The sequence below is a fragment of the Streptomyces kunmingensis genome (genome assembly GCF_039533535.1).
Classification (GTDB): Bacteria; Actinomycetota; Actinomycetes; order Streptomycetales; family Streptomycetaceae; genus Streptomyces; species Streptomyces kunmingensis.
The window spans coordinates 1-16,215 of the sequence record NZ_BAAATS010000025.1 but is presented as its reverse complement, the minus strand read 5'-3'; the positions used below and the strand labels follow the sequence as shown (position 1 = coordinate 16,215).

The 16,215-nt window shown below is 71.7% G+C and carries 13 protein-coding genes; 6 read left to right on the top strand and 7 right to left on the bottom strand.

Annotated features, from left to right (window positions below; translation table 11 throughout):
* Window positions 1-76 precede the first annotated feature (76 nt).
* Window positions 77-1,240, top strand: a complete 1,164-nt coding sequence (locus ABD366_RS28010; protein WP_324774380.1) for a winged helix-turn-helix domain-containing protein — start codon at window positions 77-79, stop codon at window positions 1,238-1,240.
* 103 nt (window positions 1,241-1,343) lie between these two features.
* On the opposite strand, the gene ABD366_RS28005 is transcribed toward ABD366_RS28010, so the two are convergent.
* The 7 genes from ABD366_RS28005 to mtnA all read right to left on the bottom strand — a co-directional run bounded on the left by ABD366_RS28005 (window position 1,344) and on the right by mtnA (window position 10,253).
* A complete protein-coding gene (locus ABD366_RS28005) occupies window positions 1,344-2,096 on the bottom strand; it encodes a response regulator transcription factor (protein ID WP_324774382.1) in 753 nt (250 codons plus the stop codon).
* A gap of 235 nt (window positions 2,097-2,331) precedes the next feature.
* Window positions 2,332-3,033 (bottom strand): ribosome hibernation-promoting factor, HPF/YfiA family, encoded by a 702-nt coding sequence (hpf, locus tag ABD366_RS28000; protein WP_324774384.1) that lies wholly within the window; start codon window positions 3,031-3,033, stop codon window positions 2,332-2,334.
* A 337-nt stretch (window positions 3,034-3,370) separates the two neighbouring features.
* Window positions 3,371-4,162 (bottom strand): ComF family protein, encoded by a 792-nt coding sequence (locus ABD366_RS27995; RefSeq protein ID WP_344442687.1) that lies wholly within the window; start codon window positions 4,160-4,162, stop codon window positions 3,371-3,373.
* Window positions 4,163-4,340: 178 nt separating this feature from the next.
* A complete protein-coding gene (locus tag ABD366_RS27990) occupies window positions 4,341-6,101 on the bottom strand; it encodes an LpqB family beta-propeller domain-containing protein (RefSeq protein ID WP_411293741.1) in 1,761 nt (586 codons plus the stop codon).
* Between the two features lie 100 nt (window positions 6,102-6,201).
* Entirely contained in the window at window positions 6,202-8,370 is a 2,169-nt protein-coding gene (gene mtrB, locus ABD366_RS27985; protein WP_324770206.1) for an MtrAB system histidine kinase MtrB, read from the bottom strand.
* Window position 8,371: 1 nt separating this feature from the next.
* Window positions 8,372-9,061: a two-component system response regulator MtrA gene (gene mtrA, locus ABD366_RS27980; RefSeq protein ID WP_199836122.1), complete on the bottom strand. Its 690-nt coding sequence runs from the start codon at window positions 9,059-9,061 to the stop codon at window positions 8,372-8,374.
* Between the two features lie 4 nt (window positions 9,062-9,065).
* Window positions 9,066-10,253, bottom strand: coding sequence for an S-methyl-5-thioribose-1-phosphate isomerase (gene mtnA, locus ABD366_RS27975; RefSeq protein ID WP_324770208.1), 1,188 nt, complete (start codon window positions 10,251-10,253; stop codon window positions 9,066-9,068).
* 140 nt (window positions 10,254-10,393) lie between these two features.
* Here mtnA and ABD366_RS27970 point away from each other — a divergent pair, with 140 nt between their 5' ends.
* Genes ABD366_RS27970 through ABD366_RS27950 form a run of 5 tightly spaced genes read left to right on the top strand, consistent with a single transcriptional unit; the run spans window position 10,394 to window position 16,093 of the window.
* Window positions 10,394-11,782: a DUF7847 domain-containing protein gene (locus ABD366_RS27970; RefSeq protein ID WP_344442683.1), complete on the top strand. Its 1,389-nt coding sequence runs from the start codon at window positions 10,394-10,396 to the stop codon at window positions 11,780-11,782.
* Between the two features lie 4 nt (window positions 11,783-11,786).
* Window positions 11,787-12,479: a DUF4129 domain-containing protein gene (locus ABD366_RS27965; protein ID WP_324770326.1), complete on the top strand. Its 693-nt coding sequence runs from the start codon at window positions 11,787-11,789 to the stop codon at window positions 12,477-12,479.
* Window positions 12,476-13,771, top strand: a complete 1,296-nt coding sequence (locus ABD366_RS27960) for a DUF4350 domain-containing protein (protein ID WP_324770325.1) — start codon at window positions 12,476-12,478, stop codon at window positions 13,769-13,771. The genes ABD366_RS27965 and ABD366_RS27960 overlap by 4 nt, the downstream gene beginning before the upstream one ends.
* Window positions 13,771-14,760: an AAA family ATPase gene (locus ABD366_RS27955; RefSeq protein ID WP_324770329.1), complete on the top strand. Its 990-nt coding sequence runs from the start codon at window positions 13,771-13,773 to the stop codon at window positions 14,758-14,760. The genes ABD366_RS27960 and ABD366_RS27955 overlap by 1 nt, the downstream gene beginning before the upstream one ends.
* Window positions 14,761-14,782: 22 nt before the next feature.
* Window positions 14,783-16,093 carry a DUF58 domain-containing protein gene (locus ABD366_RS27950; protein ID WP_324770324.1) on the top strand — a complete coding sequence of 437 codons (1,311 nt, stop codon included), beginning with the start codon at window positions 14,783-14,785 and terminating at the stop codon, window positions 16,091-16,093.
* Window positions 16,094-16,215 lie beyond the last annotated feature (122 nt).

Sequence of the window (16,215 nt, the reverse complement as noted above, 5' to 3'; positions counted from 1 at the left end):
CTGCCGGTGAGCGACGCTCCTGACTGCCGGTGCCCGACGCTCCTGACTGTCAGTGCCCGGCTCTATCGTTTCGGGCATGACGACCTTGCCGCGTCCTGCCGCCGATCTGTCCGCCGACGAAGCCCGCCGCATCGCGCTGCGCGCCCAGGGTTTCCTCGGCGCCCCGGACCGCAGGGGCGGGGTCCGCGGGGTGCTGCGCCACCTCGGCGCGGTCCAGCTGGACACGATCTCGGTGCTGGCCCGCTCGCACGAGCTGATCCCGTACGCGCGCCTGGGCGCGGTCGGCCGCGGGAAGGTCGAGACGGCGTACTGGAGCGACCGTCACGCCTTCGAGTACTGGTCGCACGCGGCCTGCATCCTGCCCATCGAGGAGTGGCCGCACTTCGCGTTCCGCCGCCGCGCCTACCGCACCCGCCCGCACTGGCACCACGACCTGCCCGACGGGGCGTACGAGCAGGTGATCAAGCAGCTGCGCGTCGAAGGCCCGCTCACCGCCACGGAGTTGGGCGGCGCGAAGAACAAAGGCGAGTGGTGGGACTGGTCGGAGTCGAAGATCGCCGTCGAGCGGGCGCTGATGTACGGCGAGGTGGTGTGCGTCGAGCGGCGCGGCTGGAAGCGGGTCTACGACCTGGCGGAGCGGGCGATCCCCGCTGGGCTGCTCCATGACGATCTGGACGACCTGGAGTGCGTGCGCCGCCTGGTCCGGCAGGCGGGCGAGGCGCTGGGCGTCGGCACGCGCGCGGACATCGCGGACTACCACCGCCTCAAGAGCGAGCAGTTCGACGCGGTGATCGGGTCCACCGGCCTGGTCCCGGTGACCGTCCAGGGCTGGGCCAAGCCGGCCTGGGCCGATCCGGCGGCTCTGGAGACGGCCCCCCGTGGCCGCCACCGCACGACGCTGCTGTCGCCCTTCGACTCCCTGGTCTGGGAGCGGGCGCGCACGGAGCGGATCTTCGGCTTCACGCACCGCCTGGAGGCGTACGTCCCCAAACCGAAGCGCGTCCACGGCTACTTCGCGATGCCGGTCCTGGCCGGTGGCCGGCTGGTGGGCCGGGTCGACCCGGCCCGAGAGGGCACCACGCTCGTCGCGAGACAGGTCTCCCTGGACGGCCCGAAGGCGGTCCCCGCAGTGGCTCAGGCCCTGCTGGAGGCGGCGAGCTGGGTCGGCTGCGACAGCGTCCGAGTGGAGCGCATGGCGGACGCGCCCCTGCGCCGGTCCCTCGTCAGCGCGCTGGGCTAGCGGGGTTCTGGGCCGGCGGGGTTCTGGGCCGGCGGGGTTCTGGGCCGGCGGGGTTCTGGGCCGGCGAGCGGGGTCTGCGGGTGCCGGGCCGGCGAGCGCGGGGTCAGCGGATCTCGAGGATCTTCTCGCGCATCGCATAGACCACGGCCTCCATCCGGGAATGCAACTGGAGCTTCTCCAGGATGTTGCGCACATGGTTCTTCACGGTGTTCTCCGAGATGAACAACTGCTTGGCGATGTCCCGGTTGTTCATTCCGGTGGCGACGAGCTTGAGCACCTCCAGCTCCCGGTCGGTCAGCCGGGGCGCAGGCACGAGCCGGCGCTCGTCGGTGCGCTGGATCATCGATTTGAACTCGGTGAGCAGTTTCGACGCCATCGACGGGCTGATCTGCGACTGCCCGTCGGCCACCGCGCGAATGGCCGTGGCCACCTCGTCGGTCGAGATCTCCTTGAGGAGATAGCCGGTCGCGCCCGCCTTGATCGCGTCGTAGAGGTCGGCTTCCTCGTCGCTGATCGTCAGCATGATGATCTTGGCGCTGGGTGCCACCTCCTTGATGGAGGTGCACGCCTCGATGCCGCCCCTCTTGGGCATCCGCACGTCCATGAGGATGATGTCCGGCAGCAGGTCGGCCGCCTTGTCCACCGCCTCCGCGCCGTCACCGGCCTCGCCGACGACCTGGATGTCCTCCTCTGCCTTGAGAACGATCTCCAGACCACGCCGGAACAGCGCGTGGTCGTCCACCACAAGGACCCGGATGGGCTCCTTGCGCAGGGAGCCCGCGTCCGGCCCCATGCCGGAGGCCTCGCCGGCAGCGCCCGCGCTCTCGCCCCGCATCGGTCCGAAGCTGTCCGCCATCGTTCCTCCCCCTGAAGGCCGTGGCCCGTCTCCTGTGCCGCGCCAACCCGAGGCGGCGACACGCCGGTTGAGCCGGCTCGGCCATGATTTCATGCCGCGGCCTCCCCGCGACGACGGTGCGGCGCACCGGGGGGTCGCACAAAGGTGCCCCTGGGGGCGCACACGCACTCCAGGGGCACCGGATGAGTGAGTTTCGGACAACCGTGGCCGGGCAGGCAGCGGTGTCCGAGCGGGCTCAGCCGCCGATGGCGTCACCGGCGTCGGCGCTGCGCACCTCGGCGTCGGCCACCATGGGATCGGTGCTGAGGTGGATGACGCCGTAGTCGTAGGCGTGGCGGCGGTAGACGACGCTCGGTTCCTTGGTCTCGGAGTCGACGAACAGATAGAAGTCGTGCCCGACCAGCTCCATCTCGTAGAGCGCCTGGTCGAGTGACATGGGTGCCGCCACGTGCGTCTTCTCGCGCACGACGAGCGGGCCTTCACCCTGGATCTCGAGCGAACCGATCTTGGTGGTCGGTACGCCGTCGGCCTGGGTCTCGTCCCTGGCGATCGAGCCGTCCCCGTTCAGCGTGGCCGCGTCCGGGACACGCTCGGCGACCTCCGCCGCCGAAATGCGCCGGGTGCCGCGCCTGGTCGACCGCTTTCCGTGCTCCTTGCGCAGCTGCGCGTCCAGCTTGTCCGTGGCGAGGTCGAGCGCCGCGTACGGATCGCTTGCCGCGGCTTCCGCCCGGATCACCGGCCCCCGCGTACGCAGCGTGATCTCCACGCGGTCGCACCGGTCGGCCTGTCGGGGGTTGGGCTCCTTGGACACCTCGACGTCGAGGCTGATCACCTTGCCGTCGAGCTTCTGGATCTTGTCCAGCTTCAGCTTCTCGACCGCATGCTTGCGGAACCGCTCCGGTACCTCGGTCTTGCGGCCCTTGACGACGATGTCCACGCAGAACTCCGTTCCCGGATAGCTCCGCTTCTGGGGCGGAGCTTCTCCCTTTTGCACACCAGGCTCCGGCCACTTCCGGAGCCTCGGACTCGGTGACGTCCACCTCCTCCTCCCCCGCGGACAAGATCTCCACCCCACCGTCCCGGGGGATTGCCAAATCTCTGCGCAAACCCATGGCACGGCAATCCGATATGCGAGGTACTTCGGCCGTCTTTCTCACCAAGTTCCTCACATCCGAACATATCTCGCCCGGACGGATGTCGTCACCCTCTACTGGCGCGTACCTCCATTCAGTTGAAATAACCCTCTCGCTACCTGCAACGACGCAGATTGTCGGTCAGTTCCGGTTTATTTCGAAGGAATCCGGAGAAGCGGCGATCACGGCCCCCAGGACCCCGCTCGGACCTGCTATTTCCGGATCTGCCGCGCAGCGTTCCCGGCCTGCTCCGCCTTGCCCGCTACCCGATTCCGAACGCGTCAAAGCACCTATCGCGCGGGCCGCCTCCGCCATGGAAGCGCCGGTCGTCATGAGGTCGTCGACCAGCACAATCCGGCCAACTTCTGCGAGCAGCCCGCCGCTACCGCCCGCCGCCTCCAGCGCACCGGTCACATTCGCGAGCCGCTGCCGGGCGTCGAGCGCCGACTGGTCGGCCACCGCACGCCGCTGCCGCAGCACGGCGAGCACCCTGGCGGGCACTCCGGCCCTGCGCAGCTCGGCGGCGGCCGCGTACGCGATCCGCCGCATCGGGTCGTGCCCGCGCGCCCGCACCGCCCCGGGCGCCGAGGGCACGGGGACGAGCGCCACGACACCAGAGCCCGGCCCCTCGCCCCGCTCGGGCGTCAGCCCCTCCCGGACCGCCCCGGCAAGGGCCGCACCGAGCGGCCCCGCCAGCCCGAGCGCACCGCGCTCCTTGTGCGCGAGCAGCACGGCCCGCACCGCGTCCCGGTACGGAGCGGCCGCGTGCACGACCGGCAGCCCCTGCGGCTCGGGCCGCGGCCGCACCCGGCTGGACACGGAGCCGCACAACGCCGCCGAGCACCGCGTACACAGCGCCGTACGCGACCTGCCGCAGCCTGCGCACTGAGCCGGCAGCACCAGATCGGAGAGGTCCTGCCACCACCCCCGCATACCCCCACTCTGCCAACACGCACGCCGGGCTACCACCCCTGTGGACAACGCCCTGTGGACAACTGGCCGACCCTGACAGGCAGATGAGGGGCCCATGCCAGGTAGACGGGGCGCCCCATGGCAGGGCGGACAGGGCACCCCAGGAGGAGGCGGGGCCGGCAGAAGGCGCAAACCCCGCCTACCCCGGGTAGACCGGCGCCGTCCCGTCCTTCGCCACCGACTGCCACGCGGCCCCGGAGGGCAACCGCACGATCCCGTCGTCGGAGTGCGCCAGCAGCGGCAGCCGGTCGTCCTCGGACGCCGAGATCTCGCTCACCCGGGTCAGCCCCGGCAGCGCCTGCCCGGTCGGGGTCGATCCGTCGGACTGCACGTACCGCATCTGCTGCAGCTCACCGGCTTCCCGGCCGACCACCACGAGCCGACTGCCGCCCGCCCAGGACACGGCGGTGACGTCCTCCATCTCCGGTGCGGCGACGCGCAGATCGGCCACCGAGAACTCGAGGCCGCCCTCCCCGTCGGACTGCCGCTCGACACGGCCGATGCGCAGCGACGTCGTGCCCTTCTCCTTCACCAGCAGCGCGATCCGCGCACCGTCGGCGGACATCTTCACCGTCTCGATCCGGGCGCCGTCGCCGATCCCCTCGATGGAGACCTGCTGCATCCTGTCGCCGAGACCCTGCCCGAAGACGAGCAGCCGCGGGTCCCCGGGATCGCGGTCCGCCACCCACAGATCCCCGCGCCCGTCCCAGCTGGGCGTCGAAAGACCGTCCTTGACGTCGACGGCATGGCTGCGCACCAGCGCGTCCCCCAGCGAGGCGCTGGTGACGAACGACGCCACGTACAGCGAACGCCCGTCGCTCGACACCCCCGCGGCGCGCTCCTGGTCCCGGGAGACCGCCACGGCACGCATCGGCTGCTCGCCCTCGCCCAGCGGCCCCGGCACCCGCTCCGCCTCCCGGTCGGAGCTGCTGGTGCCGGGCATCCGTACCAGTCGGCCCTTGCCGTCGAGGAAGTACTGCTCGTCCAGGACGGCGGACCTGCGCGGCGCCACCAGGGCGTCGGCCTCCGACTCGTTCAGCGCACACATCAGCCGGCCGTCGGCGCGCTTCAGCTCGACCTCGCTCACACTCGACGACGACAAGTCCCGCAAGGAAAACAGCAGTTGGGCCGCCATCTCCCTGCACTTGGTCGGTGTGACGTCCTCCGCCTGCTTGTTCAGCGGCACCGTCAGCTTGTTCGCGTCGTCCGGGGCCAGCGACTCCACGCCGTCCTTCAGCCCCGCGCCCGTCGGGAACGCCGTCCGCACCGCGCGGTCCAGCCAGCGCGTCGGCCCGGCGAGGACCTCCTTGACCGTCTCCGTCAGCGGATCCGTCCACTGCCGTACGAAGACGGGGTCGGCGACGAGCCGCTTCTGCGGGGGGTCGTCCTCGGCCACCGAATTGACCGCGTAGTAGTACTTGTTGACGGACTGATAGATCCGCTGGAAGTCGGATTCACCGATCACGACACCCGTCGGCAGGCTGTCGATCCGCCACTGGTCCCCCTTGGCCGTCTTGACCTGGGACAGGTGCAGATTCTTGTTGTACTGGCCCGAACCCGGCTGGTAGGCCTGCTGCTTGTCGACCGTGGCGACCTGCCGGCCCGACAGGCTGAAGGACTGCCCCTCGTCCCCCGCGTCCTGCTGTCCGACCGGCCGCGCGCTCGGCCCGTCGGCGAGCACCACGGTCTGCTGCCCGGGCCGCCAGTCCTTCGCGGCCTTCGGCGTCAGATACTTACGAGCCATCGCATACGAAGGATCGTCGCTGGTCAGCGCCTCGAGAAAGCCCTCGACGACGTTCGTGGGACTGGCCCCGTCCCGGGGTGGCAGCGCGAAGACACGCACCTGCGAGTCCGGCCGCTGCGACGCCTCGACCGACTCGAGCCCGCCCTTGTCCGGCATCGACGCACACCCGGCGAGCACGATCGCGCCGCACCCCGCCAGCGCCCCGGCCCGTATCCCGCGCCGCCCGCGCGGCGCACGCTGCTCAGAGCCTGTGTCATCACTCACGACCGCCGTCGCTCCCCTCGCCACGCTCGTCCGGCTCCGCGGCCCGACGCCCACCCACAGTCACGTCGCCCCGCCACGCGCCGGAGCCGGCCCGCGCCCTCTCGGCCCCGCTCTCGTCCTGCCCCGCCGCGTCCGCGGACTCGGCCTGGCCGGCCCGTCCCGTACGGTCGTCCGGCTGCCGCGGCACACTCGCCGCACCGTCGCCCCCGTTCATGCCGCCGCGCGACACCACGCGCGCGCCGCTGCCCGGCAACGCCGTCGGATCGGCGGACACCGCGGACTGCGCCAGACGCGGCGCTATCGGAGCCTTCGCCGGAACAGGCGGCACCTGGGCCGGCACCGTCGCCAGCTTCCTGCCCTCGCCGGCCGGCAGCCCCGCGTCGCCGGCCTCGCGGGCCCGCCGCGAATCCTCCGGCTCCAGAGGTATCGGCGACCCGCGCAGCGCCTCGTCCGCCGTCCGCGGCAACGTGAGCCGGAACTGCGAACCACCGCCCGGCTCACCCCACGCCTGCAACCAGCCCCCGTGCAGCCGCGCGTCCTCGAGCGCGATCGACAGCCCGAGCCCCGTACCGCCGGTGGTACGCGCGCGTGCCGGGTCGGCCCGCCAGAAACGGCTGAACACCCGCGTCGCCTCGCCCGGCTTGAGCCCGACCCCGTAGTCGCGCACCGCGACCGCCACCGCACCGCCCGCGGCGGCGAGCCGCACCACGACGTCCTTGCCCTCACCGTGCTCCACGGCGTTCACGACCAGATTGCGCAGGACGCGCTCCACGCGGCGCGCGTCGGCCTCGGCGACCACCGGCTGCTCGTCGCCGACGATCCGCACGTGCGTGCCCTTGCGCTCGGCGAGCGGCTCGGCGCCACCCACCACCCGGCGCACGACCTCACGCAGATCTATCGGCTCGGCCTCCAGCGCGGCCGCCCCGGCGTCGAACCGGCTGATCTCCAACAGGTCCGCCAGCAGCGACTCGAACCGGTCCAGCTGATCGGCGAGCAGTTCCGCGGAACGCGCCGTCACCGGATCGAAGTCGACCCGCGCCTCATGAATGACATCGGCAGCCATCCGTACGGTCGTCAACGGTGTCCGCAGCTCATGGCTCACATCGGACACGAACCGCCGCTGCATCCGTGACAGGTCCTCCAGCTGCTGGATCTTCAGATGCAGGTTCTGCGCCATCTTGTTGAAGGCCTCGCCGAGACGCGCGATGTCGTCCTCGCCGGTCACCTTCATACGTTCCTGAAGGCGGCCCGCGGAGAGCCGCTCGGCCACCCCGGCCGCCATCCGCACGGGCGTGACGACCTGCCGTACGACGAGCCAGGCGATGGCACCGAGCAGCACGACGACGAACAGTCCGGCCGTCGCGAGCGTGCCCTTCACCAGACCCAGGGACTTCTCCTCCTGCGTCAGCGGGAAGAGGTAGTACAGCTGGTAGGCGTGGCCCTGCGGGTCGGTGAGCCGCTTGCCGATGACAAGGCCGGGCTGCGACTCCTGGCCACCCTTGTAGACGATGCGCGTGTACTCCTGCGACGCGCCGGTCATCCGGTCGACCCGCGCGCGCAGGTCGTCGGGCACGCTGCGGTCCGGCTCCACACCGCCGGAGGCGCGCGGCCCCCGTCCGTTGCCGCTGCCGGCGTCGCCGGGGCTGAGCGTCACCACGTCGAAGGCGCCCTTGCCACCGCTGGAGAGCTGGGTGGCGAGATCACTCAGCCAGACGTTGGACCCCAGACTGGCGCGGGTGTCGTCGGACGCGCCGCCGCGCACCCCCGCCACGGCAGAGTCCGCCTTGTCCTTGGCGGCCCGGAACCCGCCTTCGGCCTGGCTCTGCGAGGCCTTCACCTTCGCATCGAGCAGCCCGTTACGCACCGAGCCGATGACGACGATGCCGAGCAGCAGCACGACACCGAGCGACATCAGCAGTGTCGTGACGACCACCTTCAGCTGGATGTTGCGCCGCCACAGCCGCATCGCGGGCAGCAGCGGGCGTCGCACCCAACGGGCGAACAGACGCAGCACCGGGCTGCCGTTCATCCCGCCTTTGAGCAGCAGACCGCCGTCCACGGCCCGGCGCAGCCAGGAGCTGCGCCCGGCCGCGGGTCCCACAGGCCGCTCCGGACGAGTCCCCGGCTTGCCGGGCGCCGAAGCGGCACTGTCCCGGGACATGTCAGCTCGGTCCGGCCTTGTAACCGACGCCACGGACGGTCACCACGATCTCCGGCCGCTCGGGGTCCTTCTCGACCTTCGAACGCAGCCGCTGCACATGCACGTTCACCAGACGGGTGTCCGCCGCGTGCCGGTAGCCCCAGACCTGCTCGAGGAGCACCTCACGCGTGAACACCTGCCAGGGCTTGCGCGCGAGAGCGACCAGCAGGTCGAACTCCAGCGGCGTCAGCGCGATCGACTGCCCGTCCCGCTTCACCGAGTGCCCGGCCACATCGATGACCAGGTCACCTATGGCCAGCTGCTCGGGGGCGGGCTCCTCCGACCTCCGCAGCCGCGCCCGGATCCGGGCCACCAGCTCCTTCGGCTTGAACGGCTTCACGATGTAGTCGTCCGCGCCCGATTCGAGGCCCACGACGACATCGACGGTGTCGCTCTTCGCTGTGAGCATCACGATCGGTACCCCGGATTCCGCCCTGATGAGGCGGCAGACCTCGATGCCGTCCCTACCGGGCAGCATCAGGTCGAGGAGGACCAGATCGGGCTTGGTCTCACGGAAAGCGGCCAGCGCCTTGTCGCCGTCAGCTACGAACGACGGCTCAAAACCTTCACCACGCAGCACAATGCCGAGCATCTCGGCCAGTGCGGTGTCGTCGTCGACGACAAGGACTCGTCCCTTCATGGACCACATCATCCCATTAGCTCATCGTTACCTGGCGTGACCTGGAACACAGCTCACCCAGACTCCCACCTGTCACCGGAGAAACAACGCCCGATTCGGTGACGATCGCCGTCACCAGCTCCGGCGGCGTCACGTCGAACGCGGGGTTGTAGGCCTGCGTTCCCAACGGTGCCACCGGAATTCCGCCACCTGCCTCCATCCCGGCCAGCGGCGCCTGCGGCGCAGTGACCTCCGTCACTTCATGTCCGGCCCGCTGCTCCACCTCGATGGACGCACCGTCGGGCGTCAGCAGATCCACCGTCGTCACCGGCGCCACCACGATGAACGGCACATGGTGATAGCGCGCCAGCACGGCGAGCGGATAGCTCCCCACCTTGTTGGCCACCGAACCGTCGGCGGCGATCCGGTCCGCCCCGATGAGCACGGCATCCACCTCACCGGCCGCGAACAGCGAACCGGCGGCGTTGTCCGTCAGCAGCGTGTACGCCATCCCGTTGCGCGCGGCCTCGTACGCGGTCAGACGTGCACCCTGCAACAGCGGCCGCGTCTCGTCCACCCACAGCCGCCGCAACCGCCCCGCCCGGTGCGCGGCGAGCGCCACGGCGAAGGCGGTGCCCTCGCCGCCGGAGACCAACGCCCCCGTGTTGCAGTGCGTCAGAATGCGGTGATTGCCGCCGGGCAGCAGCTCATCGAGCAACCGCAGCCCGTGGTCGGCCATCTTGGCGCTGGCCGCGGCATCCTCCTGGTGCAGCGCCCGCGCGGCGGCGAGCGCCGCGGCGGCGGCCCGCTCCAGCCCGGCCGCCCCATTGCCCGAGCCGTTCCCGAGCGCGGCGCGGTACGCCTCCTGGGCCCGGCGCACGCCGTACCCGAGGTTGACCGCGGTGGGCCGCGCCCCCGCCAGCGCGTCCGCCGCGTCCTGCACGTCGAACCCCCTGGCCGCCGCGAGCGCCACCCCGTAGGCCCCCGCGATGCCGAGCAGCGGAGCTCCGCGCACGGCCAGGGACCGGATCGCCTGCACGAGCCCCTGCGGGTCCGTGCACACCAGCTCGACCTCCTCGGCCGGCAGCCGCGTCTGGTCGAGCAACACAAGAACCGGTCCCTCAGCCGGTTCCTCCCACCGGATAGCCGGTATGTCGATGGTCTTGGGCTGTATGTCCTCGCTGGGCCGTATGTCCCCACCGGTTTGCGCGTACTGATCAGCCATCTGCCCAGTCTGCCCCGGACCGGGCCGACAATTGAAGGTGTCCAGCCTCTACGGGCCCCGGTCATCCGGCGCCCACCCCATGGCACGATGGCAGCCAACCTGCCGCCGCGACCGCGGACGGGCACCTTGAAGGAGCGACGATGAACGACACTCCGGGCTGGGCATCGCCCGGATCCGCCCCCTCCGACGGCCCCGACGGCAACCGCCAGGACAGCCCGGGCGGCGACGCCCAGGGCAGCGGCCAGGACAGCGGCCAGGGTGCCGGCCCGCAGGACGCCGCGGGCCAGGGACCCCAGTGGTCCAAGGAGCAGCCGCCGCCCGCCCAGTGGTCCGCGCCCTCCGGCCCGCCCGCCCCCGGCTCCGGCCAGGCCCCGCCACCACCCCCGGCACCCGGCCAGGGCTGGGGCGGCCAGGGCTGGGGCGGCCAGGGCTGGGGAGGCGGCCAGGGCTGGGGCAACCAGCCACCCGGCGGCCCCGGCCACGGCGACCCCGGCGGATACGGCGGCTGGGGACCCGGTGCCTACGGCGGCGGCCCGCCGACCGCCGCCAAGCCCGGTGTCATCCCGCTGCGCCCGCTCGGCGTCGGCGAGATCCTCGACGGCGCCGTGTCCACGATGCGCACGTACTGGCGCACCGTCCTCGGCATCTCGCTCACTATCGCCGTGCTCACCGAGCTCATGGTCGTCCTCCTCCAGGGCTTCGTCCTCAACGACTCCACGACCACCGACGTCCTCGACGACCCCAGCGCCAGCGCCGGTGAGGTCACCCGCGCCATGGGCGGGATCCTGATCGGCGCCGGCGTGGTCCAGGTGGTCACGCTGCTCGGCACGATCGTCGCCACGGCCCTGCTCACCACGGTCACCAGCCGCGCGGTGCTCGGCACGTCGGCCACCATCGGAGAGGCCTGGCGCGACGCCCGCCCCCAGGTCTTCCGGCTGCTCGGCCTGACCCTTCTGCTGCCCCTGATCGCCGCCGCGATCGTCTTCGTGGGCACGATCCCCGGCATCCTGGTCGCCGTGCTCGGCTCGTCCGACGGGGGGATCGCCCTCGCGGTCATCGGTGGCCTGGCCGCATTCGTGGTCGCGTTCTGGCTGTGGTTCCGCTTCTCCCTCGCCTCGCCCGCGCTGATGCTGGAGAAGCAGACCATCCGCAAGGCCATGAGCCGCTCCGCCAAGCTCGTCCGCGGCTCGTGGTGGCGGGTCTTCGGCATCCAGTTCCTCGCGTCGATCATCGCCGGCGTCGTGGCGTCGATCATTCTGGTCCCCTTCAGCCTCATCGCCGGAGCGGTCAGCGGCGACGGCATGGGCAGCTTCCTCGACACCGGCGGCGACGTCGGCTGGGCCTTCCTGATCATCAGCGGCATCGGCGCGGTGGTCGGCTCCACCATCACCTTCCCGATCAACGCGGGTGTCACCGTGCTGCTCTACATAGACCAGCGCATCCGCCGGGAGGCCCTCGACCTCGAACTCGCCCGCGCCGCGGGCCTCCAGGGCTACGGGGACACCCCCGGCGCCACTCCGGGGAGCTGATGCGGTGAGCACGCCAGGGGGAGTGCTCAGAGCCGCGGCCGGGCTCACGAGCGCCGGCGGCGACGAGCCACCGGTGACGATCCCGCGCGGCCCCGCGCGGGAGGCGGCCGAGCACGAGCTGTCCAAGCCCGCGTACCACGAGAACGACCCGAGCTGGTTCCTGCGCGCCCTGAACAAGTTCTGGGAGTGGGTCGACAAGCTGTTCGACGCCGCCTCCGGCGTCGCTCCGGGCGGCACACTCGGCCTGGTCGTCATCCTCCTCGCCGTCGTCGCCGTCGCGGCCGCCTTCTGGTGGCGCCTCGGCACCCCCCGCCGCTCCCCCACCTCGGCCGCTCCCCTCTTCGACGACCGCCCGCGCAGCGCCGCCGAACACCGCGCGGCCGCCGACGCGCACGCCGCCCAGGGCCACTGGAACCAGGCCGTCCAGGAGCGGATGCGCGCCCTCGTCCGGTCCCTGGAAGAGCGTGCCCTGCTCGACCCGCGCCCCGGCCGCACCGCCGACGAGGCCGCCTCAGAAGCTGCCCGGCCGCTTCCCGGCCACGCGGACCGCCTGCACGCGGCGGCCCGCGACTTCGACGACGTCACATACGGCGGCCGCACCGGCACCCCCGACACGTACCAGCGCCTCACCGCCCTGGACACCGAGGTGGAGCGGACGACCCCGGATTTGACCACCGCCCCGGGAGCGCCCCGGTGACCGAGCCCCGCACCCCGAACTCCCGCCCCGACAGCGCCGAGCCGGGCAGCCGGCCGGCCGGCACGGCCGCGTCGACCCTCACGGCGCCGCCTCCCGCGGCCCCGGCCGCCGAGAACACCTCCGTCACACCCACGGCCCGCCAGGTCTGGACCCGCACGCGAGGCATCGCCCTCGCCCTGGTCCTTCTCCTGATCGCCGGCGTGGCGATCGCGGCCGTCCGCTCCGGGGAGAAGCACGGCACGCTCGACCCGCGCTCCGCCGACCAGTACGGCAGCCGGGCCGTCGCCGAACTCCTCGCCGACCGAGGCGTGGACACCCGTCTGGTCACCACGACCGCCGAGGCCCGGGCCGCGACCGGCCGCGACACCACCCTCCTGGTCGCCGTCCCCGACCTCCTCACGCCGCACCAGCAGGAGCAACTGCTGGCCGCCACCGCCGATTCGGGCGGCCGCACGCTCCTCGTCGCTCCCGGCTCCGCCTCCGTCGGCCGGCTCGCCCCCGGCGTCACCGTGGACCCCGCGCCCAGCGTCGACTCGACGCTGGCTCCGGCCTGCGACCTGCCGGAGGCCCGCCGCGCAGGCCCGGCCGACACGGGCGGCCACCGCTACGACGTGCCGCGCGCCGGCGCCGAGAACGCCTGCTATCCGAGCGACGGCGCCCCCACACTGCTGCGCCTCGCCTCGGCCACCGGCGACGGCGACACAGTCGTCCTCGGCTCCCCCGACATCCTTCTCAACGACCGCCTCGACAAGCAGGGCAACGCCTCGCTCGCCCTCCAACTCCTCGGTACCCGCCCGCATCTGGTCTGGTACCTCCCCTCCCTCTCCGACGACGCCGCGGCCGGCGACGCACAGAACGACCGCGGCTTCTTCGACCTGCTCCCCTCGGGCTGGCTCTGGGGCACCCTGCAGCTCTTCATCGCGGCAGCCCTCGCCGCCCTGTGGCGTGCCCGCCGCATGGGCCCCTTGGTGGCCGAGCGTCTCCCCGTCGCGATCCGCGCCTCTGAAACCGTCGAAGGCCGCGCCCGCCTCTACCGCAAGGCCAACGCCCGCGACCGGGCCGCCACGGCCCTGCGTATCTCCACCCGCACCACGCTCGCCCCCCTCATCGGCATCCCCCCGTCCCAGGCCCACATGCCCGAGACCTTCCTGCCCGCCCTGGCGCGCCAACTGCCGACGCCCACCCAGGACTTGCACACTCTCCTTTTCGGCCCACCGCCGACCACCGACGCAGCGCTCATCGCACTCGCCGACCACCTCGACGCCCTCAAAAGAGAGGTACGCCATTCATGATGGACCCGACCACTGACAACGCCGGGCCCACGACCGATCCCCGCAGCTCACGGGCCTCTTTGGAAGCCCTGCGCGCCGAGATCGCCAAGGCCGTGGTCGGCCAGGACCCCACCGTGACGGGCCTGGTCGTGGCCCTGCTCTGCCGCGGCCACGTCCTCCTCGAAGGTGTCCCCGGCGTAGCAAAAACGCTTCTTGTACGAGCCCTCGCCGCCTCCCTCGAACTCGACACGAAGCGCGTCCAGTTCACCCCGGACCTGATGCCCAGCGACGTCACGGGCTCGCTCGTCTACGACACCCACACCTCACGCTTCTCCTTCCAGCCGGGCCCGGCCTTCACCAACCTCCTCCTCGCGGACGAGATCAACCGGACCCCGCCCAAGACCCAGTCCTCCCTCCTGGAGGCCATGGAGGAGCGTCAGATCACGGTCGACGGCACCCCGCGCCCGCTACCGGAGCCGTTCATGGTGGTGGCGACCCAGAACCCGGTCGAGTACGAGGGCACATACCCCCTCCCCGAGGCCCAACTGGACCGCTTCCTTGTCAAGTTGAACGTTCCTCTGCCCACCCGCCAGGACGAGATCGACGTCCTGACCCGTCACGCCTCCGGCTTCAACCCCCGCGATCTGCACGCGGCCGGCATCCGCCCGGTGGCCACGGCGGCCGACCTCGAAGCGGCCCGGGCCGCGGTCGCGAAGACCTCGATCTCCCCCGAGATCACGGCCTATGTCGTCGACATCTGCCGCGCGACCCGCGAGTCCCCGTCGCTCACCCTCGGTGTCTCCCCGCGAGGCGCCACGGCTCTGCTCGCGACGGCGCGCGCCTGGGCCTGGCTGACCGGCCGCGACTACGTCATCCCCGACGACGTCAAGGCCCTTGCCCTCCCCACGCTCCGCCACCGCGTCCAGTTGCGCCCGGAGGCGGAGATGGAGGGCGTCACCCCGGACTCGGTCATCAACGCCCTCCTCACCCACGTCCCCGTCCCCCGCTGACCGGTCCGGAGACGACAACGACATGGCCCTCACCGGACGTACGGCCCTGCTCGCCGCCCTGGGCTCCCTCCCCATCGGGATCTGGGAGCCCAGCTGGACGGGCATCCTCGCCGTCAACACACCTCTGGCCCTGGCCTGCGCCTGCGACTTCGCCCTGGCCGCCCCCGTACGCCGGCTGCGCCTGACCCGCTCGGGCGACACTTCCGTACGCCTCGGAGACCCGGCCGACGTCACTCTCACGATCACCAACCCTTCGCGCCGCCCCCTGCGCGCGCACCTCCGTGACGCCTGGCCCCCGAGCACGTGGCGCCAGGGCACGGAACACGACGCGTCCCGCCACCGCCTGACGATCCCGGCGGGCGAGCGCCGCCGTGTCACGACCCGCCTCTTCCCCACCCGCAGGGGCGACCGTCATGCGGACCGCGTGACCGTACGCTCCTACGGCCCGCTCGGCCTGTTCACCCGCCAGGGCACCCACGCCGTCCCCTGGACGGTCCGTGTTCTGCCGCCGTTCCACAGCCGCAAGCACCTTCCGTCCAAGCTGGCCCGGCTGCGCGAACTCGACGGCCGTACCAGCGTCCTGACCAGGGGCGAGGGCACCGAATTCGACAGCCTCCGTGAGTACGTTCCCGGGGACGACACCCGCTCCATCGACTGGCGCGCGACAGCCCGCCAGTCCGCGGTGGCTGTCCGCACCTGGCGCCCGGAGCGCGACCGCCGCATCCTGTTGGTTCTCGATACGGGCCGCACTTCAGCGGGCCGCGTCGGTGACGCGCCTCGCCTCGATGCCTCGATGGACGCGGCTCTCCTCCTGGGCGCTCTGGCCTCCCGGGCCGGCGACCGCGTCGACCTCCTGGCCTATGACCGCCGCATCCGCGCCCTGGTCCAGGGCCGCACAGCCGGCCAAGTCCTGCCGGCCCTGGTCAATGCCATGGCCCCGCTGGAACCCGAGCTGGTCGAGACGGACGCCCGCGGCCTGACCGCCACGGCCCTCCATACGGCCCCCCGCCGCTCCCTCATCGTTCTTCTTACGTCGCTGGAGGCGGCTCCCGTCGAGGAGGGCCTCCTCCCGGTCCTCTCCCGCCTGACGAAACGCCACACGGTGCTGGTCGCCTCCGTGGCCGATCCAGCGATCGAAATGATGGCTGCATCGCGAGGCACCACCGAGTCCATCTACAACGCCGCTTCAGCCGCCCAGGCGCAGGCAGAACGTCTGCGCACCGCGGAGAAGCTCATGCGTCACGGCGTCACCGTCGTGGACGCAACCCCCTCCGATTTGGCCCCTGCTCTCGCGGACGCCTACCTGTCCTTGAAAGCGGCCGGCCGCCTCTGAAGCCCTGAAGCCCCGCGATTTAGGCGGGGCGCAGGAGTTTAGCCTTGACAATTGGTCCCTAAACACAGAAAACCCCCGTCCGGTATCCCCGGACGGGGGTTTTCTCTTAAAAATAGTTCGGC

What these genes read in the sequence shown, in the direction of transcription:
- ABD366_RS28010 (WP_324774380.1), top strand. Translation starts at nt 77, where the DNA reads ATGACGACCTTGCCGCGTCCTGCCGCCGATCTGTCCGCCGACGAAGCC.
- ABD366_RS28005 (WP_324774382.1), bottom strand. Translation starts at nt 2,096, where the DNA reads ATGGCGGACAGCTTCGGACCGATGCGGGGCGAGAGCGCGGGCGCTGCC.
- ABD366_RS27995 (WP_344442687.1), bottom strand. Translation starts at nt 4,162, where the DNA reads ATGCGGGGGTGGTGGCAGGACCTCTCCGATCTGGTGCTGCCGGCTCAG.
- ABD366_RS27990 (WP_411293741.1), bottom strand. Translation starts at nt 6,101, where the DNA reads ATGCCGGACAAGGGCGGGCTCGAGTCGGTCGAGGCGTCGCAGCGGCCG.
- mtrB (WP_324770206.1), bottom strand. Translation starts at nt 8,370, where the DNA reads ATGTCCCGGGACAGTGCCGCTTCGGCGCCCGGCAAGCCGGGGACTCGT.
- mtrA (WP_199836122.1), bottom strand. Translation starts at nt 9,061, where the DNA reads ATGATGTGGTCCATGAAGGGACGAGTCCTTGTCGTCGACGACGACACC.
- mtnA (WP_324770208.1), bottom strand. Translation starts at nt 10,253, where the DNA reads ATGGCTGATCAGTACGCGCAAACCGGTGGGGACATACGGCCCAGCGAG.
- ABD366_RS27970 (WP_344442683.1), top strand. Translation starts at nt 10,394, where the DNA reads ATGAACGACACTCCGGGCTGGGCATCGCCCGGATCCGCCCCCTCCGAC.
- ABD366_RS27955 (WP_324770329.1), top strand. Translation starts at nt 13,771, where the DNA reads ATGGACCCGACCACTGACAACGCCGGGCCCACGACCGATCCCCGCAGC.
- ABD366_RS27950 (WP_324770324.1), top strand. Translation starts at nt 14,783, where the DNA reads ATGGCCCTCACCGGACGTACGGCCCTGCTCGCCGCCCTGGGCTCCCTC.